The 26,196-nt window shown below is 63.4% G+C and carries 25 protein-coding genes; 13 read left to right on the plus strand and 12 right to left on the minus strand.

Features of this window, described 5'->3' with window-relative positions:
- The first annotated feature begins 13 nt into the window (after positions 1–13).
- The 3 genes from AC2FL1_RS09405 to AC2FL1_RS09415 all read left to right on the plus strand — a co-directional run bounded on the left by AC2FL1_RS09405 (position 14) and on the right by AC2FL1_RS09415 (position 4,168).
- A complete protein-coding gene (locus tag AC2FL1_RS09405) occupies positions 14–994 on the plus strand; it encodes a TraB/GumN family protein (protein WP_496876731.1) in 981 nt (326 codons plus the stop codon).
- Positions 995–1,096: 102 nt separating this feature from the next.
- On the plus strand, positions 1,097–2,017 hold the full coding sequence (locus AC2FL1_RS09410; RefSeq protein ID WP_496876732.1) for a manganese-dependent inorganic pyrophosphatase: 921 nt from the start codon (positions 1,097–1,099) through the stop codon (positions 2,015–2,017).
- A 192-nt stretch (positions 2,018–2,209) separates the two neighbouring features.
- Positions 2,210–4,168: a bifunctional 2',3'-cyclic-nucleotide 2'-phosphodiesterase/3'-nucleotidase gene (locus tag AC2FL1_RS09415; RefSeq protein WP_496876733.1), complete on the plus strand. Its 1,959-nt coding sequence runs from the start codon at positions 2,210–2,212 to the stop codon at positions 4,166–4,168.
- 28 nt (positions 4,169–4,196) lie between these two features.
- On the opposite strand, the gene AC2FL1_RS09420 is transcribed toward AC2FL1_RS09415, so the two are convergent.
- Positions 4,197–4,604: a GFA family protein gene (locus tag AC2FL1_RS09420; RefSeq protein WP_496876734.1), complete on the minus strand. Its 408-nt coding sequence runs from the start codon at positions 4,602–4,604 to the stop codon at positions 4,197–4,199.
- A 102-nt stretch (positions 4,605–4,706) separates the two neighbouring features.
- On the opposite strand from AC2FL1_RS09420, the gene AC2FL1_RS09425 reads away from it, so the two are divergent.
- The 3 genes from AC2FL1_RS09425 to AC2FL1_RS09435 all read left to right on the plus strand — a co-directional run bounded on the left by AC2FL1_RS09425 (position 4,707) and on the right by AC2FL1_RS09435 (position 7,125).
- Positions 4,707–5,624: a GlxA family transcriptional regulator gene (locus tag AC2FL1_RS09425; RefSeq protein WP_496876735.1), complete on the plus strand. Its 918-nt coding sequence runs from the start codon at positions 4,707–4,709 to the stop codon at positions 5,622–5,624.
- Positions 5,625–5,703: 79 nt separating this feature from the next.
- Positions 5,704–6,579, plus strand: coding sequence for an HAD family hydrolase (locus tag AC2FL1_RS09430; protein WP_496876736.1), 876 nt, complete (start codon positions 5,704–5,706; stop codon positions 6,577–6,579).
- A gap of 102 nt (positions 6,580–6,681) precedes the next feature.
- The gene (locus AC2FL1_RS09435; protein ID WP_044028673.1) at positions 6,682–7,125 is read left to right on the plus strand and encodes a MaoC family dehydratase; all 444 of its coding nucleotides are present in this window, start codon (positions 6,682–6,684) and stop codon (positions 7,123–7,125) included.
- A 70-nt stretch (positions 7,126–7,195) separates the two neighbouring features.
- Here AC2FL1_RS09435 and AC2FL1_RS09440 read toward each other — a convergent pair whose 3' ends face one another.
- Positions 7,196–7,978 carry a bestrophin-like domain gene (locus AC2FL1_RS09440; protein ID WP_496825648.1) on the minus strand — a complete coding sequence of 261 codons (783 nt, stop codon included), beginning with the start codon at positions 7,976–7,978 and terminating at the stop codon, positions 7,196–7,198.
- Positions 7,979–8,100: 122 nt separating this feature from the next.
- Between AC2FL1_RS09440 and AC2FL1_RS09445 the strand changes: the two genes are divergently transcribed.
- Genes AC2FL1_RS09445 through AC2FL1_RS09455 form a run of 3 tightly spaced genes read left to right on the plus strand, consistent with a single transcriptional unit; the run spans position 8,101 to position 10,537 of the window.
- Positions 8,101–9,033, plus strand: a complete 933-nt coding sequence (locus AC2FL1_RS09445; RefSeq protein ID WP_496825650.1) for a bifunctional riboflavin kinase/FAD synthetase — start codon at positions 8,101–8,103, stop codon at positions 9,031–9,033.
- A complete protein-coding gene (locus tag AC2FL1_RS09450; RefSeq protein WP_496876737.1) occupies positions 9,030–9,500 on the plus strand; it encodes a YcgN family cysteine cluster protein in 471 nt (156 codons plus the stop codon). Before AC2FL1_RS09445 ends, AC2FL1_RS09450 begins: the two co-directional genes overlap by 4 nt.
- Positions 9,500–10,537: a threonine aldolase family protein gene (locus tag AC2FL1_RS09455; RefSeq protein WP_496876738.1), complete on the plus strand. Its 1,038-nt coding sequence runs from the start codon at positions 9,500–9,502 to the stop codon at positions 10,535–10,537. Before AC2FL1_RS09450 ends, AC2FL1_RS09455 begins: the two co-directional genes overlap by 1 nt.
- Positions 10,538–10,626: 89 nt before the next feature.
- Here the strand turns inward: AC2FL1_RS09455 and AC2FL1_RS09460 are convergent, their stop codons facing one another.
- Positions 10,627–11,439 carry an alpha/beta fold hydrolase gene (locus AC2FL1_RS09460; protein ID WP_496876739.1) on the minus strand — a complete coding sequence of 271 codons (813 nt, stop codon included), beginning with the start codon at positions 11,437–11,439 and terminating at the stop codon, positions 10,627–10,629.
- 2 nt (positions 11,440–11,441) lie between these two features.
- Positions 11,442–12,044, minus strand: coding sequence for a 2-hydroxychromene-2-carboxylate isomerase (locus tag AC2FL1_RS09465; RefSeq protein WP_496876740.1), 603 nt, complete (start codon positions 12,042–12,044; stop codon positions 11,442–11,444).
- Between the two features lie 107 nt (positions 12,045–12,151).
- Here AC2FL1_RS09465 and AC2FL1_RS09470 point away from each other — a divergent pair, with 107 nt between their 5' ends.
- Positions 12,152–13,171, plus strand: coding sequence for a ribose-phosphate pyrophosphokinase (locus AC2FL1_RS09470; protein ID WP_496825660.1), 1,020 nt, complete (start codon positions 12,152–12,154; stop codon positions 13,169–13,171).
- 82 nt (positions 13,172–13,253) lie between these two features.
- Here AC2FL1_RS09470 and AC2FL1_RS09475 read toward each other — a convergent pair whose 3' ends face one another.
- From AC2FL1_RS09475 to AC2FL1_RS09505, 7 genes are all read right to left on the minus strand, one after another.
- Positions 13,254–13,604, minus strand: coding sequence for an H-type lectin domain-containing protein (locus tag AC2FL1_RS09475; RefSeq protein WP_496825662.1), 351 nt, complete (start codon positions 13,602–13,604; stop codon positions 13,254–13,256).
- 130 nt (positions 13,605–13,734) lie between these two features.
- The gene (locus AC2FL1_RS09480) at positions 13,735–14,145 is read right to left on the minus strand and encodes a F0F1 ATP synthase subunit epsilon (RefSeq protein ID WP_234142965.1); all 411 of its coding nucleotides are present in this window, start codon (positions 14,143–14,145) and stop codon (positions 13,735–13,737) included.
- A gap of 12 nt (positions 14,146–14,157) precedes the next feature.
- Entirely contained in the window at positions 14,158–15,582 is a 1,425-nt protein-coding gene (gene atpD, locus AC2FL1_RS09485; protein WP_496825664.1) for a F0F1 ATP synthase subunit beta, read from the minus strand.
- Positions 15,583–15,601: 19 nt separating this feature from the next.
- Entirely contained in the window at positions 15,602–16,477 is an 876-nt protein-coding gene (locus tag AC2FL1_RS09490) for a F0F1 ATP synthase subunit gamma (protein ID WP_496825666.1), read from the minus strand.
- Positions 16,478–16,492: 15 nt separating this feature from the next.
- On the minus strand, positions 16,493–18,031 hold the full coding sequence (gene atpA / locus AC2FL1_RS09495) for a F0F1 ATP synthase subunit alpha (RefSeq protein ID WP_496876741.1): 1,539 nt from the start codon (positions 18,029–18,031) through the stop codon (positions 16,493–16,495).
- A complete protein-coding gene (locus AC2FL1_RS09500; RefSeq protein WP_496825670.1) occupies positions 18,032–18,592 on the minus strand; it encodes a F0F1 ATP synthase subunit delta in 561 nt (186 codons plus the stop codon).
- Between the two features lie 274 nt (positions 18,593–18,866).
- Positions 18,867–19,601 (minus strand): class I SAM-dependent methyltransferase, encoded by a 735-nt coding sequence (locus tag AC2FL1_RS09505; protein WP_496825672.1) that lies wholly within the window; start codon positions 19,599–19,601, stop codon positions 18,867–18,869.
- 60 nt (positions 19,602–19,661) lie between these two features.
- Here AC2FL1_RS09505 and gloB point away from each other — a divergent pair, with 60 nt between their 5' ends.
- From gloB to AC2FL1_RS09520, 3 genes are all read left to right on the plus strand, one after another.
- Complete coding sequence (gloB, locus tag AC2FL1_RS09510; protein ID WP_496876742.1) at positions 19,662–20,429, plus strand: hydroxyacylglutathione hydrolase; 768 nt, start codon at positions 19,662–19,664, stop codon at positions 20,427–20,429.
- Positions 20,430–20,603: 174 nt separating this feature from the next.
- Positions 20,604–22,931, plus strand: a complete 2,328-nt coding sequence (gene clpA / locus AC2FL1_RS09515) for an ATP-dependent Clp protease ATP-binding subunit ClpA (protein WP_496825676.1) — start codon at positions 20,604–20,606, stop codon at positions 22,929–22,931.
- The gene (locus tag AC2FL1_RS09520; RefSeq protein ID WP_496876743.1) at positions 22,931–23,890 is read left to right on the plus strand and encodes a M23 family metallopeptidase; all 960 of its coding nucleotides are present in this window, start codon (positions 22,931–22,933) and stop codon (positions 23,888–23,890) included. Before clpA ends, AC2FL1_RS09520 begins: the two co-directional genes overlap by 1 nt.
- A 3-nt stretch (positions 23,891–23,893) precedes the next feature.
- On the opposite strand, the gene AC2FL1_RS09525 is transcribed toward AC2FL1_RS09520, so the two are convergent.
- The gene (locus AC2FL1_RS09525; protein WP_496876744.1) at positions 23,894–26,194 is read right to left on the minus strand and encodes a peptidoglycan -binding protein; all 2,301 of its coding nucleotides are present in this window, start codon (positions 26,192–26,194) and stop codon (positions 23,894–23,896) included.
- Positions 26,195–26,196: the final 2 nt, after the last annotated feature.

A 26,196-nucleotide genomic window follows, 5' to 3' on the forward strand; every position in this document is an offset into this window, starting at 1 on the left:
GCGGGGGCTTGGGATGCGTTTTCTCTCTGTCCTGCTGTTTCTCCTGATGCCGCTGGCAGCGCAGGCCGCCTGCGAGGGGCACGATCTGCGTGACGATCTGCTGGACAAGCACCGCGCCGAGCTGGAGCAGGCCGCAGCAGCCATCCCTTTTCCCGAAGGCAATCATTGGGTCGCGACCCGGGGCGATACCACGCTGCACCTGATCGGTACCCTGCATGTGAACGATGCCCGCATGAGCGTCGCGGCCCAGCGGCTGGCGCCGGTGATCGAAAGTGCCGATGCGGTCTGGTTCGAGATGAACACCCCCGATCTGGCGGAATTCGAGCGTGAGGTGATGAGCAACCCCGAAGTGGCGCTGATCACCGAAGGCCCGACCCTGATAGAGTTGATGAGCGAAGAGGGATGGAACCGCATTGCCACAGCCTTGGCAGAACGCAATATCCCGGCCTGGATGGGGGCCAAGATGCAGCCTTGGGTTCTGGGCTCGGTCCTGTCACTGCCGCCCTGCCTGCTGCGCGATCCCAAGGCGAAACTGGGCATGGACCGGCGGCTTGCTGTTCTGGCAGATCACCATGGCCTGCCGCAGCACTCGCTGGAGACCAGCGCCGAACTGCTGGCCTTGTTCACCGCCACCCCGATCGAAGAACAGGCGCGCGACATGGAACTGTTCTCGAACATGCTGGGCGCCAATGCCGACCAGCTGGTAACGCTAAGCGCGATGTATTTCGAAGAGCGCCACGCTGAATTCTTGGAATTCTCGCGACGCGACGCGATGGCGCGCAGCGGTTTGACGCGCGAAGAGTTCGCCCCGCTCTGGGACAGTTTCATGCTGGAGCTGGTCGAGGGGCGCAATCACAACTGGATGCGCCATATCCTTGAGATTCGCGACCAGACCGCCGTGGTCGCCGTGGGCGCCGCGCATCTGCATGGGCGACAGGGTCTGCTGAACCTGTTGGCCGAGGCGGGTTACAGCCTGAAACGGGCCGAATTCTGACGCCGGGACAGACCAAGGGTCGCAGCCCGCACAGCGCCCCGTGACAAGCCCAGTCCACGCCCCTATAAGGCGCGCAAATTCGACCATCCGCAGGATAGAGACATGACCATTCAGGTATTCGGCCACAAATCCCCCGACACCGACTCCACCGGCTCGCCCATCGTCTGGGCCTGGTATCTGACCGAGGTGAAGGGCCAGGCCGCCAAACCGGTGCTGCTGGGCGAACCCAACACCGAAGCGGCCTTCATGCTGAACCGCTGGGGTCTCGACAAGCCCGAGATCATCTCAGACCTGGCAGCAGACGCCCCGGTCGTGATCGTTGACACCAACAACCCCGCAGAACTGCCCGCCAGCGTCAACGACGCCGATATCCGCCAGATCATCGACCATCACGCGCTGATCGGCGGGCTGAAGACCAAGGGCCCGATCGACATCACGGTGCGCCCACTGGCCTGCACCGCCACCATCATGGTTGACCTGATGGGCGACGATGCCGCCCGCATGCCCGAAGCGATCAAGGGTGCGGCGCTGACCTGCATCCTCAGCGACACGCTGGAATTCCGCTCGCCCACCACCACCGATCACGACCGCGCCGTGGCCGAGAAACTGGCCGCCGATCTGGGCATCGACATTCCGTCCTATGCCGCCGAAATGTTCGCGGCCAAGTCGGACGTGTCGTCCTTCTCGGATGCCGAACTGCTGCGGATGGACTCGAAAGAGTACAATGTCGACGGCAAGGAATTCCGGGTCTCGGTTCTGGAAACCACCGCGCCGCAGGTGCTGCTGGACCGCAAGGACAGCCTGATGGCCTCGATGATCGACGTGGCCAAGGAAGACGGCGCCGATCAGGTGCTGCTGTTCGTGATCGACATCCTGAACGAGGAAGCCACCCTGCTGGTACCCAACGATCTGGTCAAGACGGTGGCCGAAAAGAGCTTTGGCGCCTCGGTTTCGGGCGACACGGTTGTCCTGCCCGGCATCATGAGCCGCAAGAAACAGATCATCCCGAACCTCAAGGTCTGACAGCCACTTCTGTCGAACCGGTTCAAACCGGAGAATGGGCGCGGATACGCGCCCTTTTTTTGTGGCCGCGATAGTGAGACACTTTGTTCAGCGCCCTTGGGAATCGGGCTGTCCGATCTCTGCGTGCTGGCGGGGTTCAGTGCTCCGACCTTTAGAATTGATAACTCATTTTCAATAACCGGAGGTACTAAAATGCCGCTTCTCCTGGACCGCCGTTCCTTTATCGGCGCAACCGCCGGCTTTATCGCGCTGCATCCGTTCTCGGCAAGGGCATCCGGGATGCAGGCCCATTTGCGGATCATGGAGACGACGGACCTTCATGTACATGTCTACCCCTATGACTATTACGCCGACAAACCGATCGACACCGTCGGCCTGTCGCGCACCGCCGCGCTGATCCAGTCGATCCGGGACGAAAGCACCAATTCGCTGCTGATCGACAACGGCGATTTCCTGCAAGGCAACCCGATGGGCGATTACATCGCGTATGAACGCGGCATGGCCGAGGGCGACAGCCACCCGATCATCACCGCGATGAACACGCTGGGATTTGACGGATCGACCTTGGGCAATCACGAGTTCAACTATGGGCTCGATTTCCTGACAAAGTCGCTGGCTGGCGCGAATTTCCCGGTTGTCTGCGCCAATATCGCCCGCGAGGCGGGCAGTTCCCCGCGCGAGGACAAGACGCTGTTGCCGCCCTATGTCATCTTGGATCGTGAGGTCATCGACGGCGACGGGACACCCCATCCGATCCGGATCGGTCTGATCGGTTTTGTCCCGCCACAGGTGATGAACTGGGACCGGCGGCACCTCGAGAACAATGTCATCGCGCGGGATATCGTGGATACCGCCCGGGCCTATGTGCCGCAGATGAAGGAACAGGGCGCGGATATCATCATCGCGCTGTGCCATTCGGGCATCGGCGAGGCCAATCATGTGGACGGGCAGGAAAACGCCGCTATTCCGCTGGCCGCCGTCGACGGGATCGACGCGATCCTGACCGGCCATCATCACCGCGTCTTCCCCGGCCCGCAATACGAGGGGACCGCGGGCGTCGACTCGACTGCCGGAACCATCATGGGCAAACCTGCGACCATGGGCGGCTTCTGGGGCTCTCACATGGGGCTGATCGATCTGATGCTGGAACGTGACGGCGGGGCATGGCGCATCGTGGCCCATACCGCCGAGGCGCGCCCGATCTCGAAGCGCAACGAGGATCGCTCGATCACGCCGTTGGTCGAAAGTGTTGCCAAGGTCGAAGAGGCCGCGCGCGCCGAGCATGAGGCGACACTCGCCTATGTCCGCCGCCCGGTGGGCAAGACCGACGCAGCGCTGCACAGCTATTTCGCTTTGGTGGCAGATGACCCCTCGGTGCAGATCGTGTCGATTGCCCAGACCTGGTACATCGCCGAAATGATGAAGGGCACCGAACACGAGGGCCTGCCCATTCTGTCGGCCGCAGCGCCGTTCAAGGCGGGCGGACGTGGCGGGCCGCAGTACTACACCGATGTCCCGGTGGGCGACGTGGCGATCCGCAATGTTGCGGACCTTTACCTTTACCCCAACACGGTGCGCGCCGCGCGGGTGAACGGGGCGCAGCTGCGGGGCTGGCTGGAACGGTCTGCCGGGATCTTCAACCAGATCACGCCGGGCGAGGCCGACCAGGTTCTGCTGAACCCCGATTTCCCGTCCTACAATTTCGACGTGATCGACGGGGTGACCTATCAGATCGACCTCAGCCAGCCGTCACGCTTTACCGCCAAGGGCGACATGGCCAATCCCGAGGCCCAGCGCATCGTCAACCTGTCCTTCAATGGCAAGCCGGTGACGGATGACATGGAATTCGTGGTCGCAACAAACAACTACCGTGCCAGCGGCGGCGGAAGCTTCCCGGGCGCCTCGCCGGATACGATAATTTTCGAGGGACCCGACACCAACCGGGACGTGATCGTGCGCTACATTGTCGAACAAGGCACGATCAATCCCAGCGCCGATGCAAACTGGTCGTTTGCGCCCCTGCCCGGCACCTCGGTCTTGTTCGACACCGGGCCGGCCGCCGCGCAATATGCTGACGGGATAAAAGGTGTGAAGATCGAGGCCGCGGGCGATGGGCCGGACGGGTTCGCCCGGTTCCGCATCGCGTTGTGATCTGACCCGACGAGACAGGAGAATCCCGTTACACCGTGGGCAGCCCGTCAAAGGCATGCACCCCCTCCGGGATGATGTGAAACATCTGTTTCTCTGCGGCAAAGACCGCCGCCTTGGGGCCCTTGTATACCGCGGGGTCGTCCAGCGTGCCGATCTTGAGGATCACCGCCGACAGTCCGGGGCGGTGCGAGGCGATCCCGGTGCCGCAGGTGGCGCAGAAATCGCGCGTCACGCGGTCGGGCCGGTCCTCCAGTCGAAAACTCTTGGGCGTGCCTTTGACATAGCGAAAGCCAGCGGCGGGCATCACCATGAACAGGTTCGGCGCGCCACCGGAGTAGGTTTGGCATGCGCGGCAATGGCATTGCGCCTTGAGCATTGGCGCGCCCTCGGCCTCGTAACGCAGAGCGCCGCAATAACATCCGCCAGTAAGGGTCATTCCAGGTCTCCGGCTTCGGTTTCGCGGGCAAGAATGGACGTGGGCGGCACATGGGGCTAGTGTCACAAATGACATTATTCAAACCAAAATGGACAACTCGCCTTGAAAGTCCTCCTGCTGCATCCCACCCCCTGCCAACGGTCCAGCCTGGCCATCGCCGAGGACATGCTGGACAGCGCCAACCGGGTGGCCGGGTTGCGCGGCGAAACGGCTCCGTTTCATTGTCACACCCTGCGCCCCGAGGAGGTGACCGCCGAAACTCCAACGCCCGATCTGGTCGTGCTGCCGGGTTTGGGGCTGGCCTCGGCCGAAGAGTTGCGGGCCGCGATGGACAGCCCTGCATTTGCGACGCTAAGCGCGGTGCTGCGCCACCTCGCCCGGCCCGGCACCCGCATCGCCGGTGCCTGCTCCGGTGTCTTTGCCCTTGCGACAGCCGGTCTGCTTGACGGGCGCCGTGTCACCACCACCTGGTGGCTGGCGCCACTGCTGCGATCATGGTTCCCCAAAGCCCGGGTCGAGATGGGCGAGGTGCTGTGCAGCGATGGGGCGCTGGTGACGGCAGGGGCCTCCTTTGCCCAGATCGACCTGATGCTGCACCTGATCGAGACACAGGCAGGTTATGCTCTGGCCGAGGATTGCCGCCGCTTTCTGCTGGCTGACAGCCGACCCAGCCAACTCCCCTATCTGTCAGTGGCAACACTGGTGGCGGGCGATCCGGCACTGCAACGGGCCGAACTGCATCTGCGTCGCCATATCGCCAGGCAGGTGCCGCTGGCCGAACTGGCCGATGCTGCCGGACTGGGTGCGCGCACCTTTGCCCGCCGCTTGTCTCGGGTCGCGGGCATGACCCCCGGCGAGTTTGCCCAGACCCTGCGGGTGACCGAGGCAATCCGCCTCTATCGTTCGGGCGGGCTGAGTCTGGAACAGATCGCGCATCGGGTCGGATATGGTGATGCCACCGCGCTCCGCCGCGTGATGACGCGCCGCACCGGGCGGCGGCTGGAAAGCTTTCGCACTTGATGGTCAGCGCTTGCCCATGGTCATCGTCCGGCGCATGCGGCATACACGGCCTGCGACAGTTACAAAGCCGGACCTCGAAATGACCCAGATCATCAACACCCTCTCCGACATCTCCGACCGTTATCGCGCGCTGTTCGTCGATCTGTGGGGCTGTGTCCATAACGGGGTGACGGCCTACCCCGATGCGGTCGCCGCGTTGCAGGCCTATCGCGCGGCGGGCGGCATCGTGGTGCTGGTCACCAACTCGCCCAAGCCGCGCGCGGGTGTGGCGACGCAGCTGACCCAGTTTGGCGTGCCGCAGGACGCCTATGACACCATCGCCACCAGTGGCGACAGTGCCCGGTCCGCCATGTTCCGGGGCGCGGTTGGGCAAAAGGTCTATTTCATGGGCGAATGGGACCGCGACGCGGGCTTTTTCGAGCCGCTCAAACTGCTGGACAACCCGGTCGAGATCACCCGTGTTCCGTTGCAAGAGGCCGAGGGCATCGTCTGTTGCGGTCCCTTCGATCCCATGGCCGACCCGGCGGTGAACCGGCCCGATTTCCTTTATGCCAAGACCAAGGGGATGAAACTGCTCTGTGCCAACCCCGATATTGTGGTCGACCGCGGCGAAATCCGCGAATGGTGCGCCGGGGCGCTGGCGCGGCTTTACACCGAGATGGGGGGTGAGAGCCTCTATTTCGGCAAACCGCACCCGCCGATCTATGATCTGGCCCGCCGTCGGCTGACCGCGCTGGGCCAGGATGTGGGCGATGGCGAGATCCTGGCCATCGGCGATGGCATCCAGACAGACATCGCCGGGGCGATGGGCGAAGGAATTGATTCCCTCTTCATCTCGGGCGGTCTGGCCGCATCGGAAACCAAAACTGGCCACAGCCCCGACCCCGCGGCGCTAACGGCCTATCTGGACAGGGAAAACCGGACCCCGACCTATACTATTGGACAACTGCGCTGAGCAGAAAGGACTTGATTTTCTGCACCTGCAAAGTAATAAAGTTGCCAAACTCAGGTGGAGACTTGTTCAAAGTTGCTCCGCCACCAGGATAGAGAGGGTGACATGTTGGACAACCTGCCGCGCGGAACGATCTGTATCGAAGATATCGAGATGGGCATGACCCGGTACCTGCGCAAGCAGGTCACCGACGAGGATATCGAGATGTTCGCCCAGGTCTCGACCGACCGCAATCCAGTGCATCTGGACGACGAATACGCCCGCGACACCATCTTTGAGGGACGCATCGCCCATGGCATGCTGACCGCCGGGCTGATCTCGGCGGTGATCGGCGAGCAGTTGCCGGGACATGGCACGGTCTACATGGGCCAGTCGCTGAAATTCCTGGCGCCGGTGCGCCCCGGCGACACGGTCTATGCCGAGGTCAAGGTGATCGACATCGACTTTGCCAAGCGCCGGGTCAAGCTGGACTGCCATTGCGCCGTCGATGGCAAAAAGGTGCTGGTGGGCGAAGCGATGGTGCTGGCCCCCTCACGCAAGTTCGACTGAACCCGACTGCTGTCGAATGCAACCGCAGCACCTCTGGTGCTGCGGTGTTCCCTTGTTCGTCTCGGCCACGTCATCGGCCAAGCTCGGCCAGCTCTCCCATGAACAGATTTTCAAACCCCGTCGGCATCACCATGCCCGGCGCGTGATAGGGATTGGCAAAGGCGACCACAAAGAACACGATCAAGCCGGTATAGGCCGCGAAGATCGACAACAGAAAGATGTTGTTTGTGTTTGGCGCATGGGTGAACAGGCCCGCAGATGTCAGGACCAGCCCGGCAACCGCGGCCATCATGAACAGGTCCTGCACATTGGCGATCGCCGCATTCTCGCGCAATCGCCGCAAACCGGACACCTCGCGCAGGTGGTCGATGACAACTCCCTTCAGCACGTTCTGCCGATCCGTCGCGGGTTCCAGTTCCAGGGCCCCAACATAAGCCGTTTCCCAGGCCGCCCAGGCCTCGGGAGAGAGGATATCCGCCTCTGCAAGGCTATCCCATTCCTGCTCAAGGACAAGACGCACATAAACCGCCAGGTCCTTGCGGATAGGCAGCGTTTCCTCCGGATCATAGCGCTTGAGATCATAGAACGCGTCCCCCACCAGAACCGCCTCGCGCGCGCTGGCGGTGCTGATGTCGCGCACATTGATCAGTTCCTGTGCGAAAACCAGCGCCAGGATCAGTGCATGCAACGCCCCGACACGGGTAAAGATCGGGCCGGCCAGGTCGGACTTTGCCTCACCCGAGCGGCACAGTATCGCCCGGGTCAGCCCATAGGCCGACAATGCCAGCACCAGAGTTGCTGCAACGAACACGAACGCCGCAACCGGAACCGGCAGTTGGAACAGAGTTTGCATCCGATTGTAACTCCTGTCGGGAGGGTCGAAAACACCCCCGCCGGTCCCGGAGTATGCGTTGCCGAACCGGTTCCGGCAAGCAGCGCTTGATCCCGCCGTCGCGGGACGCTAGGCCTGCTGCCATGCGGATCATTCGGGATTACAAATTCGTCGAACCTGCCGACCGGGGCGCCAGTGTCGCCATCGGCAATTTCGATGGTGTGCATATCGGGCATCGCTCGGTGATCGAGCTGGCGCGGCAGGCCGCGCCCGACGTACCGCTTGGCGTGATGACCTTCGAGCCACATCCGCGCGAGTATTTCGCCCCCGACAGTCCGCCCTTTCGCCTGATGCGTGGCCCGGCACGCGCGCATCGGCTGCAAAAACTGGGTGTAGAACGGTTGTATGAGTTGCCTTTCAACGCCGCGCTGGCCGGGCTGACACCCGAAGAATTCGCGCGCAGCGTCATCTGCGACGGGCTGGGCCTGGCTCATGTCGTGATCGGTGCCGATTTCTGTTTCGGCAAGGGCCGCAGCGGCAATGCCGCCGACATGGTCCGGTTTGGTCAGGAAATGGGGTTCGGCGTCACCGTTGCGCCGCTTCTGGAACAGACCGAGCGCGTGATCTCGTCGACCGCGATCCGCACCGCGCTGAGCGACGGCCGCCCGCGCGACGCCGCCGCGATGCTGGGCCATTGGCACCGGATCGAGGGCGAAGTGATCGGTGGCGAGCAGCGCGGGCGCGAATTGGGCTTTCCCACCGCCAACATGTCCATCGACGGGCTGCACCCGCCCCGGTTTGGCGTCTATGCGGTGCTAGTCGATGTTCTGGACGGACCGCACAAGGGCAGCTATCGCGGTGCTGCTTCGGTCGGGGTACGGCCGATGTTCAACGGCGAGCAACCCAATATCGAAACCTTTCTGTTCGACTTCTCCGGCGATCTCTATGGCGCAACGCTGAGCGTCGGGCTGGTCGAGTATCTGCGCCCCGAAATGACCTTTGACGGGCTGGACGCCCTTATCGCGCAGATGGACGCCGATTGCGCCCGCGCCCGCGACATCCTGGCGGCGCCATGAAGGATCCGATCGAGCGCTACGGGCTGCGCCCGCGGTTCTGGGAGCGCAAGCCGTTGGCGCGGCTGAACAAGACCGAATGGGAGGCGCTGTGCGACGGTTGCGGCAAATGCTGCCTCAATAAGCTCGAGGACGAGGATACCGGCGAGGTCGAACTAACCCGGGTCGCTTGCCGACTGCTGGATGACGAGAGCTGTCATTGCACGCAATACCCGATCCGGCACCAGTTCGTGCCCGATTGCATCGTGCTGACCCCCGACAACCTGGACAGCCACGCCTATTGGATGCCCCGCACCTGCGCCTATCGATTGCTTTGGGAGGGCAAGCCGCTTTACGACTGGCACCCGCTGATCTCGGGCGACCCCGAAAGCGTGCATCGCGCGGGCGTATCGGTGCGCGGCATCACCGTATCCGAGTTTGAAACCCCCGAAGAAGACTGGGAAGACCATATCATCGAGGAGCCGATCTGATGTTCTTTGCCTCTGACAATTCCGGTCCCGTCCATACCGAGATCCTTGCGGCCCTGACCGAGGCCAACCAGGGCTATGCCATGGCCTATGGGGCAGACCCGCAGATGCAGGCGGTGCAGGAGAAAATTCGTCGAATTTTCGAGGCGCCTGACGCGGCGGTTTATCTGGTGGCAACCGGAACGGCGGCCAACTCTCTGGCACTCGCAACCCTGTCTCAACCGTGGCAGACGATCTTCTGCTCGCCCGTCGCCCATATCCACGAGGACGAGTGCAACGCGCCCGAGTTCTATTCGGGCGGCGCCAAACTGACGCTTGTGTCCGGCGGCGACCGGATGACACCCGAGGCGCTGCGCGCCTCTATTACCGGCGAGGAGACCCGTGGCGTGCACGGGCCGCAGCGCGGCCCGGTCTCGATCACCCAGGTGACCGAACGCGGTGGCGTCTATTCCATTGCCGAATTGCAGGCGCTTTGCGCTGTGGCCAAGGAGTACGGCCTGCCGGTGCACCTGGATGGCGCACGCTTTGCCAATGCGCTGGTCGCCCTCAACGCCTCACCCGCCGAGATGACCTGGAAGGCCGGCGTTGACGCGGTCAGCTTTGGCGGCACCAAGAACGGCTGCATGGGGGTCGAGGCGGTGATCTTCTTCGACCCGAAACATGCCTGGGAATTCGAGCTGCGCCGCAAGCGCGGCGCGCATCTCTTTTCCAAACACCGCTATCTGTCGGCACAGATGGATGCCTATCTGACCGACGATCTCTGGCTGCGCTCGGCGCGGCGGGCCAATGACAATTGCGCCCGCCTGGTCGGCGGGCTGCGGGCGGCGGGCGCCAGCTTCCTGCACGAGCCGCAGGCCAACATCGTCTTTGCCAGCTTTCCCCGCGCGACCCACCGACGACTGATGGGTGCGGGCGCGTCCTATCACCTGTGGGGCGCGGAGCTGGAGGGCGCGGACGAGAACGAGATGCTGGCCTGTCGCATGGTTTGCGACTGGTCTATCGGTACGGATCAGATAGACCAGTTCCTTTCCTTGCTCTGAAGGGGTGCAGGGGGCGCTGCCCCCGGTGCAAAATTCGTAGAATTTTGTCACCTCCCCCGGAGTATTTTTGGCGAAATGAAGAGGCGTGCTCAGCCTGCCCGCGACCAGAGCGCGCGGATATGGGTCGCCGTCTCTGCCGGGTGGCTGATGGGCAGCATATGGCCCGCACCCGAGATAACCTTTTCCGTTGCATTGGGCAGGCGACGTTCGAGGCCCTTCGAAATTGCCTCCATCACGGGGTGGGTCAATGCGCCCCGCAACAGCAGCACCGGCATCGCCGCACGATCGAGCCTCCCTGGCGCCAGAAGCTCGGCGGTGTCGTCGAACAGCGCCGCATCCATCGTCGGCACCACATGGATGCCCCGGATCATGGCAGCGCGGGTCGCTTCGGGCAGATCGGGCCAGCGCGGGCTTGAGGCGGTGCTCCACATCCGGTTGAAAAGCCGCGCGGCAAGCGCACGGTCTCCGGCCAATAGCGCATCGAGATAGGGCTGTGCGTCGCTCGCGTGGCTGTCGATCAACTCGGGCGCGTCCTGGCGGGCCACAGCAAAAAAGACCGGTTCAATCAGGGTCAGGCTGCGCACCCGTTCGGGGTGTTCCACCGCCAGGCGCAGCGCCACCGTGGCGCCGAAGGAATGGCCGATCACATCCATCGGTGCCTCGGTCAGGCAGGTCTCGGCGATGCCCAGTATACGGTCCTGAAAACAACCCTGCCCGTCCCAGTCCGGGCTGCGCCCGTGGCTGAGCATGTCGGGGGCGGTAAAGCGTGCCTCTTCCCCCAGAATCCGGGTCAGCCCCTTCCAGGCGCCGGAATGGGCGATGGTGCAATGCAGAGCCAGCACCGGGCGTGGACCATGGCCGAAATGGCTGACATGGGCGACTTGCGGCAGGGTCTGCGCCACCCTCACCCCTTCATCTCCGCCAGATGGGCGTCGAGATCGTCGAGCCTATCCTGGCCCCAGAACCGCTGTCCGTCAGCGGTGATGTAGAAAGGTGCGCCAAAGACACCGCGCTCGACCGCCTCTTCGAGATTGGCGGCATAGGTTTCGGACCCGGCCAGCAGGCCGCTATCGGCCAATCCCGGGTCGAACCCGGCGCTGGACAGGCAGTCGCGGATCACTTCATCCTGAGCGATATCGCGATCCTCTGCCCAGCAGGCGCGCAGGATGCCATGGCAGAGCGCACCCTGATCGCCACCGCCTGCTTGCCCAGCCGCGATGATCGCATAGGAGGACGGTGCGGCATTGGTCGGCCAGAAAGCCGGCTTCATGTTCAGGGGCAATCCTGTCTTTCGCGTCTGGCGCTGCAACTCTTGCGCGCGATATTCGATACGCGACGGGTGGCGATCCTTGGGCGGCACGCCACCGGTACGGGCAAACAGCGCCATGATGTCTATCGGCTTGTAGGCGATTTTCACCTCATGGCGGGCAGCGATCTCCTCCAGACGCTGCCCCGCGAGATAGGAGAAAGGGGAAAGTGTCGCAAAAAAGTAGTCGATATCAGCCATATTCGTTTTCTCCGCTGCCTGCGCTTTGCGGGACCGTACGCCCATGCTAAGCGGTGTCAACATCACGAATCTGTCACAACAGACAGTGCTGCCTGGGGATAATCGTCATGCCGTCACTCACCGAGCCCAAGCTGATCGCTGGGAACGCCAACCTTCCGCTTGCCCGCTCCATCGCCCGCCGTATGAGCCTCTATCGCGGGGTCGACCAGGGGCTGGTCAATGCTCGGGTAGAGCGGTTTAACGACGGCGAGATTTTCGTCGAAGTGTTCGAAAATGTCCGCGGCGAGGACATGTTCATCATCCAGCCCACCTCGAACCCGGCGAATGACAATCTGATGGAGTTGCTGATCATCGCCGATGCGCTGCGCCGGTCGTCGGCCAGCCGGATCACCGCGGTCATACCCTATTTCGGCTATGCCCGGCAGGATCGCCGCACCAAGGCGCGCACCCCGATCAGCGCCAAGCTGGTCGCCAACATGTTGACCGGCGCCGGGATCGAACGGATCCTGACCATGGACCTGCACGCGGCCCAGATTCAGGGCTTCTTCGACATTCCGGTCGACAACCTTTATGCCTCGCCGATCTTTGCGCTGGATGTGCGCACTCAGTTCAAAGAGCGGATGGCCGATCTGATGGTGGTGTCTCCGGATGTGGGCGGCGTGGCCCGCGCGCGTGAACTCGCCAAACGGATCAATGCACCGCTCTCGATCGTCGACAAACGCCGCGAGAAACCTGGTGAAGTGGCCGAGATGACGGTGATCGGTGATGTGACCGACAAGATCTGCCTGATCGTCGACGACATCTGCGACACGGCCGGAACCCTTTGCAAAGCAGCTCAGGTGCTGCTCGACAATGGCGCGCGCGAGGTTCATTCCTATATCTCGCACGGGGTGATGAGCGGTCCAGCGGTCGAGCGGGTCAGCAACTCGGTGATGAAATCGCTGGTAATCACGGACTCGATCCAGCCAACGGCCGAAATTCTGGCGGCGCCGAATATCCGCGTGGTCCCGACCGCGCCGATCTTTACCCAGGCAATCCTGAATATCTGGAACGGCACCTCGGTTTCATCGCTGTTCGAAGACAAGACTTTGCGCCCGATCTACGAGTCGCTCTATCACATGGACTGAGACCGGATTCCGGTTCAAACGAACCGGAATCCGGTCGGCGCCCCAGAAAATTCGACGAATTTTCTGGGGTCACCGCAGCTGGTCAGATCACCTCCCAGTCGTCTTCGTTCTGGACCTCGCCGATCGCAGTCCATCCCAGCCGCAGACGAGCGACGCGGGTATCGGCCCAGGTTCGGAATACCAGATCAAAACCTTCGGGCGAGACATTCTCCGCCTTGACCTCGGCCCGCACAGCCGCACCGGTATCCACATCCCACAGCGAGATTGAAACCATCACTACCGGTGCAGACCGAAAGGGCTGCTCGAAACCGATGGGTTTGCGCCTTTCGCGGGTGCCCGAGCCGGTCCACATGTCACCGCCATTCTCGAAATCAGAGAACATCGTCTCGTCGCCCTGCTGAATGGCGACGGAATGGGAAGAAAGAAGCTTCATTGGCTCTAAATCCGGGCAGTCCTTGTCTGTTACCTGCGTCTTACCCGGTCAATCGGGCCAAAGCTTGACGCAAAAAGGGCCAGCCCGTTGCCCGGCTGGCCCATGTTCATCTCCCATGCGCGACAGAGGCTCAAAGCCCCATATGTGTGCCCAGGGCCTCCATATCGGCCAAGAGCTTGGCTGCGTCGTCAACGACGCTGGTATGCTCTTGCCCTTTGGCAGCCTCGTGCGAGCTGCGCGCCTCGGCGATCAGTTCGTCCAGATGCGCACGCGTCACCTCGGTTACCGGAATGGCTTTCTCGGCCAGCACCGACAGCGTGTCGGCGCCGATCTGGGCAAAGCCGCCCGTGACCAGGTATTCGCTGGTGCCTTCGGGTCCTTCGACCTTGAGCACCCCGGGGCGCAGCGTGGTGATGGTGGGGGCATGATCGGGCATCGCCGTCATGTCCCCGTCCGCGCCGGGAATCTGGACCGCGCTGACCTGAAGCGACGCGAGGCGGCGCTCCGGGCTGACGAGGTCGAATTGCATCGTGTTTGCCATCAGGGATACTCCTTAGGCGGCTTCTGCGGCCATCCGCTCGGCTTTGGCGATCACTTCATCGATGCCGCCAACCATGTAGAAGGCGCCTTCGGGCAGGTGGTCGTACTCACCGGCCACAACCGCCTTGAACGACGAGATGGTGTCTTCCAGCGGAACCTGCACACCGTCCGAGCCGGTGAACACTTTCGCCACGTCGAAGGGCTGGCTGAGGAAACGCTGGATTTTCCGGGCGCGGGCCACGGTCAGCTTGTCCTCTTCGCTCAGTTCATCCATGCCGAGGATGGCGATGATGTCCTGAAGCGACTTGTAGCGCTGGAGGATACCCTGAACGTCACGGGCAACCTGATAGTGCTCTTCACCGACAACCTGCGGGTCGAGGATCCGCGACGACGAGTCGAGCGGGTCCACCGCCGGATAGATACCCAGTTCCGAGATCGCACGCGACAGAACGGTGGTCGCGTCGAGGTGCGCAAAGGTGGTTGCCGGCGCGGGGTCGGTAAGGTCGTCCGCGGGAACGTAGACGGCCTGGATCGAGGTGATCGAGCCTGCCTTGGTCGAGGTAATGCGTTCCTGCATCGCGCCCATGTCGGTGGCCAGCGTCGGCTGGTAACCCACGGCCGAGGGGATACGGCCGAGCAGAGCGGACACTTCGGAACCGGCCTGGGTAAAGCGGAAGATGTTGTCCACGAAGAACAGAACGTCGGTACCGGACTGGTCGCGGAATTGCTCGGCCAGGGTCAGGCCGGTCAGGGCGACGCGGGCACGGGCTCCCGGAGGCTCGTTCATCTGGCCGTAAACCAAGGCCACCTGCGACTCTTCCAGGTTATCCGGTTTGATAACGTTGGATTCGATCATCTCGTGGTAGAGGTCGTTGCCCTCACGGGTCCGTTCACCCACACCCGCGAACACCGAGAAACCCGAGTGCACTTTTGCGATGTTGTTGATCAGTTCCATGATGAGAACGGTCTTGCCCACGCCGGCGCCGCCGAACAGGCCGATCTTGCCGCCCTTGGAGTAAGGGGCAAGCAGGTCGATGACCTTGATGCCGGTGACCAGGATGTCGGTCGCGGTCGACTGTTCTTCGAACTCGGGTGCAGGCTGGTGGATGGCACGGGTCTCGGTCGCGTTGACCGGGCCCTTTTCGTCCACCGGCTCGCCGATCACGTTCAGGATGCGGCCCAGGGTGGCATTGCCAACCGGCACCGAGATCGGGCCGCCGGTGTCGGACACCACCGCGCCACGGACCAGACCTTCGGTCGCGTCCATCGCGATGGTGCGGACGGTGTTCTCGCCCAAGTGCTGAGCCACTTCGAGAACGAGGCGCTTGCCGTTGTTCTCGGTTTCCAGCGCGTTCAGAATTTCAGGCAGTGCGTCATCGAACTGGACGTCGACGACGGCCCCGATGATCTGCGTGACTTTGCCTTTTGCATTCGCCATGTTTCGTCTCCGGATTTTCTTACAGCGCCTCGGCGCCGGAAATGATTTCGATCAGCTCGTTGGTGATGACGGCCTGACGCGAGCGGTTGAATTCGATGGTCAGCTTGTCGATCATCTCGCCCGCGTTGCGGGTCGCGTTGTCCATCGCCGACATCCGGGCACCCTGTTCCGAGGCCCCGTTTTCGAGCAGAGCCGAGAAGATCTGCGTCGCCACGCCACGCGGCAGCAGGTCGGCAAGGATCGCCTCTTCGCTGGGCTCGTAGTCAAACAGCGCAACTTCGTCGCCCTCGCCTTCGGTTTCGAAGGCCGCCGGGATGATCTGCTGCGCGGTCGGCACCTGGGTCACGACGTTCTCGAACTTCGCGTAGAAGATCGTGGCAACGTCGAATTCACCGTCATCGAACCGCGCAAGAACGTCGCGTGCGATATCCTGTGCATTGGCGTAGCCAAGGGATTTGACACCGCTCAGGTCAACGTGACCCACCATGTTGGCGGCAAAGTCACGTTTGATCGAATCGCGGCCCTTCTTGCCGACGGTCAGGATCTTGACCGTCTTGCCCTTGGCCAGCAGCTCGTGTGCCCGAGCGCGGGCCAACTTGGCGATGTTCGAATTGAACCCACCGCACAGACCGCGTTCGGCCGTCATGACGACCAGCAGATGCACCTGATCGCTGCCCGTACCACGGAGCAGAAGGGGCGCACTGTCGCTGCCGCCGACCGAGGCCGCCAGCCCCGCCATCACGGCATTGAACCGTTCGGCATAGGGGCGGGCCGCTTCAGCGGATTCCTGGGCGCGGCGGAGCTTTGCCGCCGCGACCATTTGCATGGCTTTGGTGATCTTGCGGGTCGATTTGACCGACTCGATCCTGTTTTTAAGGTCCTTGAGAGAAGGCATGTCCCAACTCTCTCCTTATGCGAACGTGGCGGCGTATTCGTCGATCGCTGCCTTGAGTTTGTCCTCGGCGTCGCCCTTGATCTTGGGATCGTCCTTGGTGATCCACTCAAGAACATCGGCCCGCTTGCCGCGCATATGCGCGATCAGGCCCGCTTCCCACCGGCCAACGTCCTTAAGGGCGATCTTGTCGAGATAGCCTTTGGTGCCAGCAAAGATGACGCAGACGATTTCCGCGTTGGTCAGCGGCGAATACTGCGGCTGTTTCATCAGCTCGGTCAGGCGCGCGCCACGGTTCAGCAGCTGCTGGGTTGCGGCGTCCAGGTCAGAACCGAACTGGGCAAAGGCCGCCATCTCGCGATACTGGGCCAGCGACAGTTTCACCGGACCAGCAACGGTTTTCATCGCGTTGGTCTGGGCCGAAGAACCCACGCGCGACACCGACAGACCGGTGTTCACAGCGGGGCGGATGCCCTGGTAGAACAGTTCGGTTTCCAGGAAGATCTGGCCGTCGGTGATCGAGATCACGTTGGTCGGGATAAAGGCCGACACGTCGCCGCCCTGGGTTTCGATGACGGGCAGAGCGGTCAGCGAGCCAGCACCGAAGTCCTCGCTCAGCTTTGCCGAACGCTCCAGCAGCCGCGAGTGCAGATAGAAAACGTCGCCCGGATAGGCTTCGCGTCCGGGCGGACGGCGCAGCAGCAGCGACATCTGACGATAGGCCACAGCTTGTTTGGACAGGTCATCGTAGATGATCAGCGCGTGACGGCCGTTGTCGCGGAAATACTCGGCCATCGCAGTTGCGGCATAAGGCGCCAGGAACTGCATCGGCGCGGGGTCGGATGCGGTGGCTGCCACGACGATGGAGTATTCCATCGCGCCGTTCTCTTCGAGCTTCTTGACCAGCTGGGCCACGGTCGAGCGCTTCTGGCCAACAGCCACGTAGACGCAGTAGAGCTTCTTGCTCTCGTCGTCGCCAGCGGCATCATTATAGGATTTCTGGTTCAGGATGGTGTCGAGCGCGATTGCGGTCTTGCCGGTCTGACGGTCGCCGATGATCAGCTCGCGCTGGCCGCGGCCGATCGGGATCATCGAGTCGACGGCCTTGAGGCCGGTCGCCATCGGCTCGTGCACCGATTTACGCGGGATGATGCCGGGCGCCTTGACGTCGGCAACGCCGCGCTGCTTGGCATTGATCGGGCCCTTGCCGTCGATCGGGTTCCCCAGACCGTCGACAACGCGGCCCAGCAGCTCGTCGCCCTGCGGCACGTCCACGATGGAGTTGGTGCGCTTGACGGTGTCGCCTTCCTTGATGTCCCGGTCGGAGCCGAAGATCACGACGCCGACGTTGTCGCTTTCCAGGTTCAGCGCCATGCCCATGATGCCGCCCGGGAATTCGACCATTTCACCGGCCTGAACATTGTCGAGGCCGTAAACGCGGGCGATACCGTCGCCGACGCTCAGCACCCGGCCGATTTCGGCCACTTCTGCTTCCTGACCAAAATTCTTGATCTGGTCCTTCAGGATTGCAGAAATCTCTGCAGCTTGGATACCCATTTATCCGACCTCTTTCATTGCATTCTGGAGGGAGTTGAGCTTGGAGCGGATCGAGCTGTCGATCATCTTCGAGCCAACTTTGACGACAAGACCGCCGATGAGGCTTTCATCCACGGTCGCATTGATGGTAACCGATTTGCCAACCTTTTCGCTCAGCGTCTTGGTCAGCTTTTCGATCTGGGTCTTGGTCAGCGCCTTGGCCGATGCGACCTCTGCCGTGACTTCGCCGCGCGCCTCTGCCAGCGCATCGCGCAGCGCGTTCAGCAGTTGCGGCAGCACGAACAGGCGCCGTTTCTGCGCCATCAGGCCCAGCGCGTTGGCCAGCACCGGATTCAGTTTCATCTTCTTGGCAACCGCCGTGATCGCGGCCTCCTGATCGGCGCGCGAGACCAGCGGCGAGGCGATCAGGCTGCGCAGATCGGCGCTTTCACCCAGGGCGGCGGTCAGATCGTTGATGCCGGTTTCCAGCCCCTGGAGGTCGTTATTGTCTTGCGCGATCGCAAAGATCGCGGTGGCATAGCGCTCGGCGATGCCTGCGGAAATCGAAGCTGGTTCGGACACGTCCACCCTTCCGATATTTTGGCCCCGAACGCGCGTGGCGCGCGACCCCGGGGGCGTGAAGATACCCCGCCCTGGCGGCAGGTCATCAAAATCAGGGGGGATGTAGCAGAGCAGTCCCAGTGTCGCAATATAGTATAGCGATAACGGCTTTGGACCCAAATCCTGCGTTTTCAAGGCGTTACCTGAACTGCGACCCTTTGGACCCTCTTAAGTGGTTGAAAAATGTTACCCGTTTGCAGCTTTTCGCGATTCCTGTGACGCATCCGGGGCCTGATCAGGCCGGCTTCAACAACCCGTCCAGCGCCTTGACCGGGCGGCGCGTGGCGTCGCGCACCGGGTTTCCGCGCGGCGGATGCACTCGTTTCGAGACCTCGACGATGAACACCCCACCCGCCATGATGGTGGGCAGGCGAGTTCCGGTCCGCTCGATCAGAGCGCCCGATTTCAGCCAGAACCGTTTGAACGAGGGCGGCTGATACAGGGCCGAGCAATGAAACTCGGGCAGGAACTGGTGCTTGCGCAGCTGGGTCTCCAGCTGGCCAAGTGTATAGGGGCGGCCAAAGCCGAATGGCGTCTTGTCCGAACGTGACCACAGCCCGGCCCGGTTGGGTACCACGAATATCGCCTTGCCCCCCGGCCCCAGCACCCGCCAGCATTCATCGAGCACCTGGGTTGGGTGTTCTGAGGTTTCAAGCCCGTGCATCACCACCAGCCGGTCCACATGACCGGTCTCGATCGGCCACAGCGTCTCTTCGCACAGGACCGAGACATTGGGCATTCCAGCGGGCCAGGGCATCACCCCTTGCGGGCCGGGCATCAGGCCGATCACCCGCCGCGCCTCGGCCAGATAAGGCCTGAGCAGCGGCACCGCAAAGCCGAAGCCCGCTACCGTCTGGCCCTTGGCCTCGGGCCAGATCTCCAGCAGTCGGCCACGGATCGCCGCCTGCGCCGCCCGCCCCAATGTGCTGCGGTAGTAGAAATTCCTCAAGTCCTGCACGTCCAGATGCATTGCAGCCGCTCGCCCGATCTGTTTGGCTGGGGCAGTCTAGCAACGAAAGGCCAAAAGACCATGCCCCTTGAAATCGTTACGGTCCCATGCCTAAGCGACAATTACGCCTTCCTCGTACATGACAGCGATAGCGGCAAGACCGCGCTGGTCGACGCCCCCGAAGCAGCGCCCATCCAGGCCGAACTGAACCGCCACGACTGGTCGCTGGATCAGGTCTGGCTGACTCATCACCACTGGGACCATGTCGACGGGCTCGAGGCGCTGCGCACCCGCTATGACCCCACGGTGATCGGGGCCGAGGCTGATGCCCATCGCCTGCCTCCGCTGGACCTGGCCGTGTCCGAGGGCGACCGGTTCGAGTTCGGAGGCGCAACGGTCGAAGTCATCGACGTCTCGGGCCATACTGTCGGGCATATCGCCCTTTACCTGCCCGCAGCCAAGGCAGTCTTTACCGCCGACAGTCTGATGGCGCTGGGATGCGGTCGCCTGTTCGAGGGCACGCCGGACCAGATGTGGGCCAGCCTTTCGAAACTCGCCGCCCTGCCCGACGACACGCTGGTGTGCAGCGGCCACGAATACACCCAGTCGAACGCCCGTTTCGCGCTGACCGTCGATCCCGACAATGCAGCCTTGAAAACTCGCGCCTCAGAGATAGATCAAGCGAGGGCCGAGGGGCGTGCTACCGTTCCCAGCCTGCTGTCGCTGGAAAAGTCCACCAACCCGTTCCTGCGCGCAGCCGATCCCGGTATCCAGAGCCATCTGGGCATGCAGGGCGCCGACCCCGCCCGTGTCTTCGCGGAAATCCGCGCCCGCAAGGACCGGTTCTGATGCCGCAAATGCAACATTCGCGCCACCTGTCACCAGAAATGTGAGCGGCAAAGTCAAGAAAACCCTTGAAGAGCCGCACACATCAACCAAACTCTAATACTATGAGCACATGGTTGGATGTGGGGTCCGACCGCTACTCGGCCCCCTCCCGACCCAAGACAGAGGAGCACGCCTGTGCCTTCATTCTCGAGCACACTTGAGCAGGCCATTCACGCCGCCCTGGCGGCTGCAAACGAACGGCGCCACGAATTCGCCACTCTGGAGCATCTGCTGCTGGCGCTGCTGGACGAACCCGACGCCATTCGGGTGATGCAGGCGTGCAGCGTCGATCTGAAGGAATTGCGCGATACCCTGGTGGAATTCATCGACGAGGATCTGTCGAACCTCGTCACCGATATCGACGGGTCCGAGGCGGTACCGACCGCCGCGTTCCAGCGCGTGATCCAGCGCGCCGCGATCCATGTGCAAAGCTCGGGCCGAACCGAGGTGACAGGCGCCAACGTGCTGGTCGCGATCTTTGCCGAACGGGAATCGAACGCCGCCTATTTCCTGCAGGAACAGGACATGACCCGCTATGACGCGGTGAACTTCATCGCACATGGCGTCGCCAAGGATCCCGCCTATGGCGAGAACCGCCCGGTGACCGGCGCCGAACATGGCGAGGAAGAGACATCGAGTGCGCCCTCCGGCGACGGCGAGCAGAAGGAAAGCGCGCTGTCCAAGTATTGCGTCAACCTGAACGCCAAATCGCGCGCCGGCGACATCGACCCGCTGATCGGCCGTGACCACGAGGTCGAACGCTGCATCCAGGTCCTGTGTCGCCGCCGCAAGAACAACCCGCTTCTGGTGGGCGATCCCGGCGTTGGCAAGACTGCCATCGCCGAGGGGCTGGCACGCAAGATCGTCGCCGGGGACATCCCCGAGGTGCTGTCAAAGACCACCATCTATTCGCTCGACATGGGCGCGCTGCTGGCGGGCACCCGCTATCGCGGCGATTTCGAAGAACGGCTCAAGGCCGTGGTCAACGAGCTTGAGGATCATCCCGACGCGGTGCTGTTCATCGACGAGATCCATACCGTGATCGGTGCCGGGGCCACCTCGGGCGGGGCGATGGATGCCTCGAACCTGCTGAAACCTGCGTTGCAGGGCGGCAAGCTGCGCACCATGGGGTCGACCACCTACAAGGAGTTCCGCCAGCATTTCGAGAAGGACCGCGCGCTCAGCCGCCGGTTCCAGAAGATCGACGTGAACGAACCCACGGTCGAGGACAGCGTCAAGATCCTGAAAGGGCTCAAACCCTATTTCGAGGAGCATCACGAGGTCCGCTATACCGCTGATGCGATCAAGTCGGCGGTGGAACTCAGCGCACGCTACATCAACGACCGCAAGCTGCCCGACAAGGCGATCGACGTGATCGACGAGGCCGGAGCGGCGCAGCATCTGGTTGCCGAAAGCAAGCGGCGCAAGACTATCGGCGTCAAGGAGATCGAGGCCGTGGTGGCCAAGATCGCCCGCATACCGCCCAAGAACGTCACCAAGGACGATGCCGAGGTTCTGAAAGATCTCGAAGCCAGCCTGAAACGGGTGGTGTTCGGCCAGGACAAGGCGATCGAGGCCCTGTCGAGCGCCATCAAACTGGCGCGCGCAGGCCTGCGCGAGCCGGAAAAACCGATCGGCAACTACCTGTTCGCCGGTCCCACTGGTGTCGGCAAGACCGAGGTGGCCAAGCAACTGGCCGAGACGCTGGGCGTGGAACTGCTGCGCTTCGACATGTCGGAATACATGGAGAAACACGCCGTCTCGCGCCTGATCGGCGCACCGCCGGGCTATGTCGGCTTTGATCAGGGCGGGCTTCTGACCGACGGCGTCGACCAGCATCCCCATTGCGTGCTGCTGCTGGACGAGATCGAAAAGGCGCATCCGGATGTCTACAACATCCTGTTGCAGGTGATGGATCACGGCCAGCTGACCGACCATAACGGGCGCACGGTCAATTTCCGCAACGTAGTGCTGATCATGACCTCGAACGCAGGGGCTTCGGAACAGGCGAAATCGGCCATCGGTTTTGGCCGCGACCGGCGCGAGGGCGAGGATACCGCCGCCATCGAGCGCACCTTCACGCCCGAGTTCCGAAACCGTCTGGACGCAGTGATCTCGTTTGCGCCGCTGCCCAAGGAGGTCATCCTGCAGGTGGTCGAAAAGTTCGTGCTACAACTGGAGGCCCAGCTGATGGATCGCCATGTGCATATCGAACTGACCCCGCAGGCCGCCGAGTGGCTGGCAGACAAGGGCTATGACGACAAGATGGGCGCCCGCCCGCTGGGCCGGGTGATCCAGGAGCACATCAAGAAGCCGCTGGCCGAGGAACTGCTGTTCGGCAAGCTGGCCAAGGGCGGTGTCGTCCGGGTCAGCGTCAAGGGCGGCGAACTGGTGCTGCAGATCGACGGGCCCGACCGGCCGCGAATTTCCGGCGACAAGCCACCGCTGCTGACCGCCGATTGATGCGCCTGGGGCTGACGCTCGTGTTTTCGCTCGCCGCCTTGCCCGCGGCGAGCGATCCTGTTCTGGACCTGCCAATTGCCTGTACCCTGGGCGAGACCTGTCACATCCAGCAATATGTCGACCGCGATCCCGGCACGGGTGCGCGCGACTTCACCTGCGGCGGACTCAGCTATGATGGGCACAAGGGCACCGATTTCGCGCTGGCCACCATGGCCCGGATGCGTGCCGGTGTCGATGTTCTGGCCACGGCGCCCGGCATCGTTACCGGGCTGCGCGACGGGGTTGAGGACCGCGTCTATGGCCCCGACAATGCCGCGGCGGTCAAGGGCCGCGAATGCGGCAATGGGGTTGTGCTGCGGCACGAAGACGGCTGGGAAACTCAGTATTGCCATCTCAAGAATGGCTCGGTCAGCGTGCGCAAAGGCGACCGGGTCGAAAGCGGCACGGTTCTGGGTCAGGTCGGGATCAGCGGCAAGGCCCAGTTTCCGCATGTGCATCTTTCGGTTCGCCACAACGGAGAGGTGGTCGACCCGTTCCACACCGGCGACGTGACGCAGTGCGGCGCATCCTCGGGCAGCCTCTGGCGAGAAACGCCCGCCTACGCGGCCAGCGGGCTGCTCGACGCGGGCTTTTCCGACGCGGTTCCCGACTACGACCAGGTCAAGGACGGGACCGCCGCCCGCCCCGATCTGCCTGCGGACGCAGGTGCGCTGGTATTCTACATACTGGCCTTTGGCGGGCAGGCCGGCGATATCGTTCGGCTGACCATCGAGGGTCCGCAAGGGCTGCTGATCCAGCAGGATTCGGCGCTGGACCGCGCCCAGGCCCAATTCTTTCGCGCCGCGGGCCGACGGCTCAAGGGCGCGTCCTGGCCCGGTGGAATATATCAAGGTACAGCAACGCTGTTGCGCAGCGGGGTCGAGGTTGACCGGGTACGGTCAGCGGTATCGGTGAACTAGCCGCTATTTCTCGGTCAGCTTCAGTTCGATCCGCCGGTTCTGCGCCCGCGCCTCGGCCGTATCCGCAGGATTGACGGGCTGGTATTCGCCGAACCCGTTCGCTGACAGGCGGTCAGGCGGCAGACCCAGCGCATCGACCATGTAGCGCACCACCGACAGTGCCCGGCCCTGGCTCAACTCCCAGTTATCGGCATATTTGCCGGTGCCCAAGAGCGGCACGTTGTCGGTATGCCCATCGACCCGGATCACCCAGTTGATTTCCGGCGGGATATCGGCGGCGATGGCGCGCAGGATACGAGCCACCTTGGCGATCTCGAACTGACCCTCGGGCGACAGATCGGCGCTACCCGGATCGAACAGTACTTCGGACGAGAACACGAAACGGTCGCCCTCGATCCGCACGCCTTCCTGATTACCCAGCACGTCGCGTAGCCGCCCGAAGAACTCAGAGCGATAGCGCTCCAGATCCTTGGCCTGTTCGGCCAGTACGCGTGCCTCCTCCTCAAGCCGCTTGCGCTCGGCCTCTTCCAGAAGGCGGCGCTTGCGCTCCTCGGAGGCGGCACGGGCCAGCGCAGCGTTCAGGTCCTGGCCCAGGCTTTGCAACTGCACTTCGGCAGAGGCGTTGCGGGCCTTGTAATCATCCAGCAACGCCTGAAGGCTGCCCAGCTGGTTGCGCAGGGCCGCGACCTGCTGGTTCAACAGTGCGGTCTGGCGCTGCGCCTCGGTCGAGACCGCCTGTTCCTCGCTCAACGCCGCTCGGGCCTGCGCCAGCAGCGCGGCGCGTTCCTCGGCCAGGCTGCGCTGGCGGGCGGCACTGCCTTCCGCCTCGGTCTGCGCATCGAGCGCCGCCAGCAGGCGCCGCTGCAACACCTCGTTATCCGAGGCGGCGGCCTGCGCACGTTCCAGCGTTTCCAGCGCCATCAGCAGCCGCGCCTCGACCGAGGCGCGATCTTCGGCGGTGGAATCGGCGGCGGCGCGCGCGGCGGTCAGATCGGCGCGCGCGCGCGCCAATTCAGCCTCCAGCCCGGCTCGGACGCTGGCCGCCTCGGCCTCGCCACGCGCCAGACGCGCCTCCAGATCGGTGCGGGTGGTGTCAGCCTCGGCGCGGGCCTTGGCCAGTTCCGCCTCAAGCGCCTCACGGGCCGCGGCATGTTCGGATTGCAGCCGGTCAAGCTCATCTTGATATTGCGAGCGGGTCGCCACGGTGGCGGCGCGCTGCCGGGCCAGGGCCGCTTCAAGCGCGCTTTGCGTTTCTTCCGCATGGGCGCGCGCTGCGGCCAGCGCGGCGCGGGTCTCGCCCCCTTCGGCGCGGATACGATCCAACTCCGCCTCGAGCGCATTCACCCGCGCGGCATCCTCGGAGCGGGCCACCTCCATCTGGCCCAGCACCCGTGTCAGACGTTCGGCGAGTTCGTCGCGCTCGCGCGCCTGCGCGCGTGCGGCCTCGATCTGGTCCAGCGCCTCGGCCAGTTTCGCATTCAGCTGCTCGCGCGCGGCATCCGCCGCCGCCAGCAGGGTCAGCGTATCCTCGGCCTCACGGCGCTGCGCCTCGAGCGCAAGGGTCATCGCGGTGAGTTCCGCATCCGCATTTTCAAGCTTTTCCCGCAGGGCCTGAGCGGCGGCGGCCTCGGCCAGTCGGGCGGCCTCTTCCTCGCTCAGCTGCTGTTCCAGCGTGCTGATCTGCGCGGCGTTCTCTTCGCCCGAGCGGCGCAGATCGGCGATCATCGCCTCCAACGCCTCGCGCCGGGCTGCGGCCAGCCTTGCCGCCTCGGCCCGGTCGTCGATCTCGTCACGAGCCTGCGCCAGTGCCAGGTTCAACGCCTCCTGTTCGCTAAGAAGCCGGCCCCGCTCGGCCTCAAGCGCCGCCACATCGCCCAGCGCCCGGTCGCGATCGGCCAACAGCGCGGCGACCTGCGCCTCGAAGGCGGTAATCCGGGTCGCGGCCTCGTCCAGCGCGGCGCGGCTGCGGTCGCGTTCGACCGTCAGCGAGGCGATCAGCGCCTGCGCCTGGCTCAGATCATCCTGGGTATCGTTGAGCGTGGCGTTGAGCGCGCCCAACCGCGCCTGCAACTGGTTGTTGGCGCGTTCCTCTAGCCCCAACGCCTGCGCCAGCCGCCCAACCTCGCCCGCCAACGCGTCCAGCTCGTCCTCTTGCCCGGAAATGGTCTCGCGCAGCACGAACTGCACAACCATGAAAATGGTTAGTACGAAGGTCAGCACCATCAGAAGGCCGGTCATCGCATCCACGAAACCCGGCCAGACCGACCCTTGAAACCTGTGTCCTGTGCGGCGCGACAGGGCCATGG

This window comes from Ruegeria sp. YKSF070 (genome assembly GCF_059612725.1).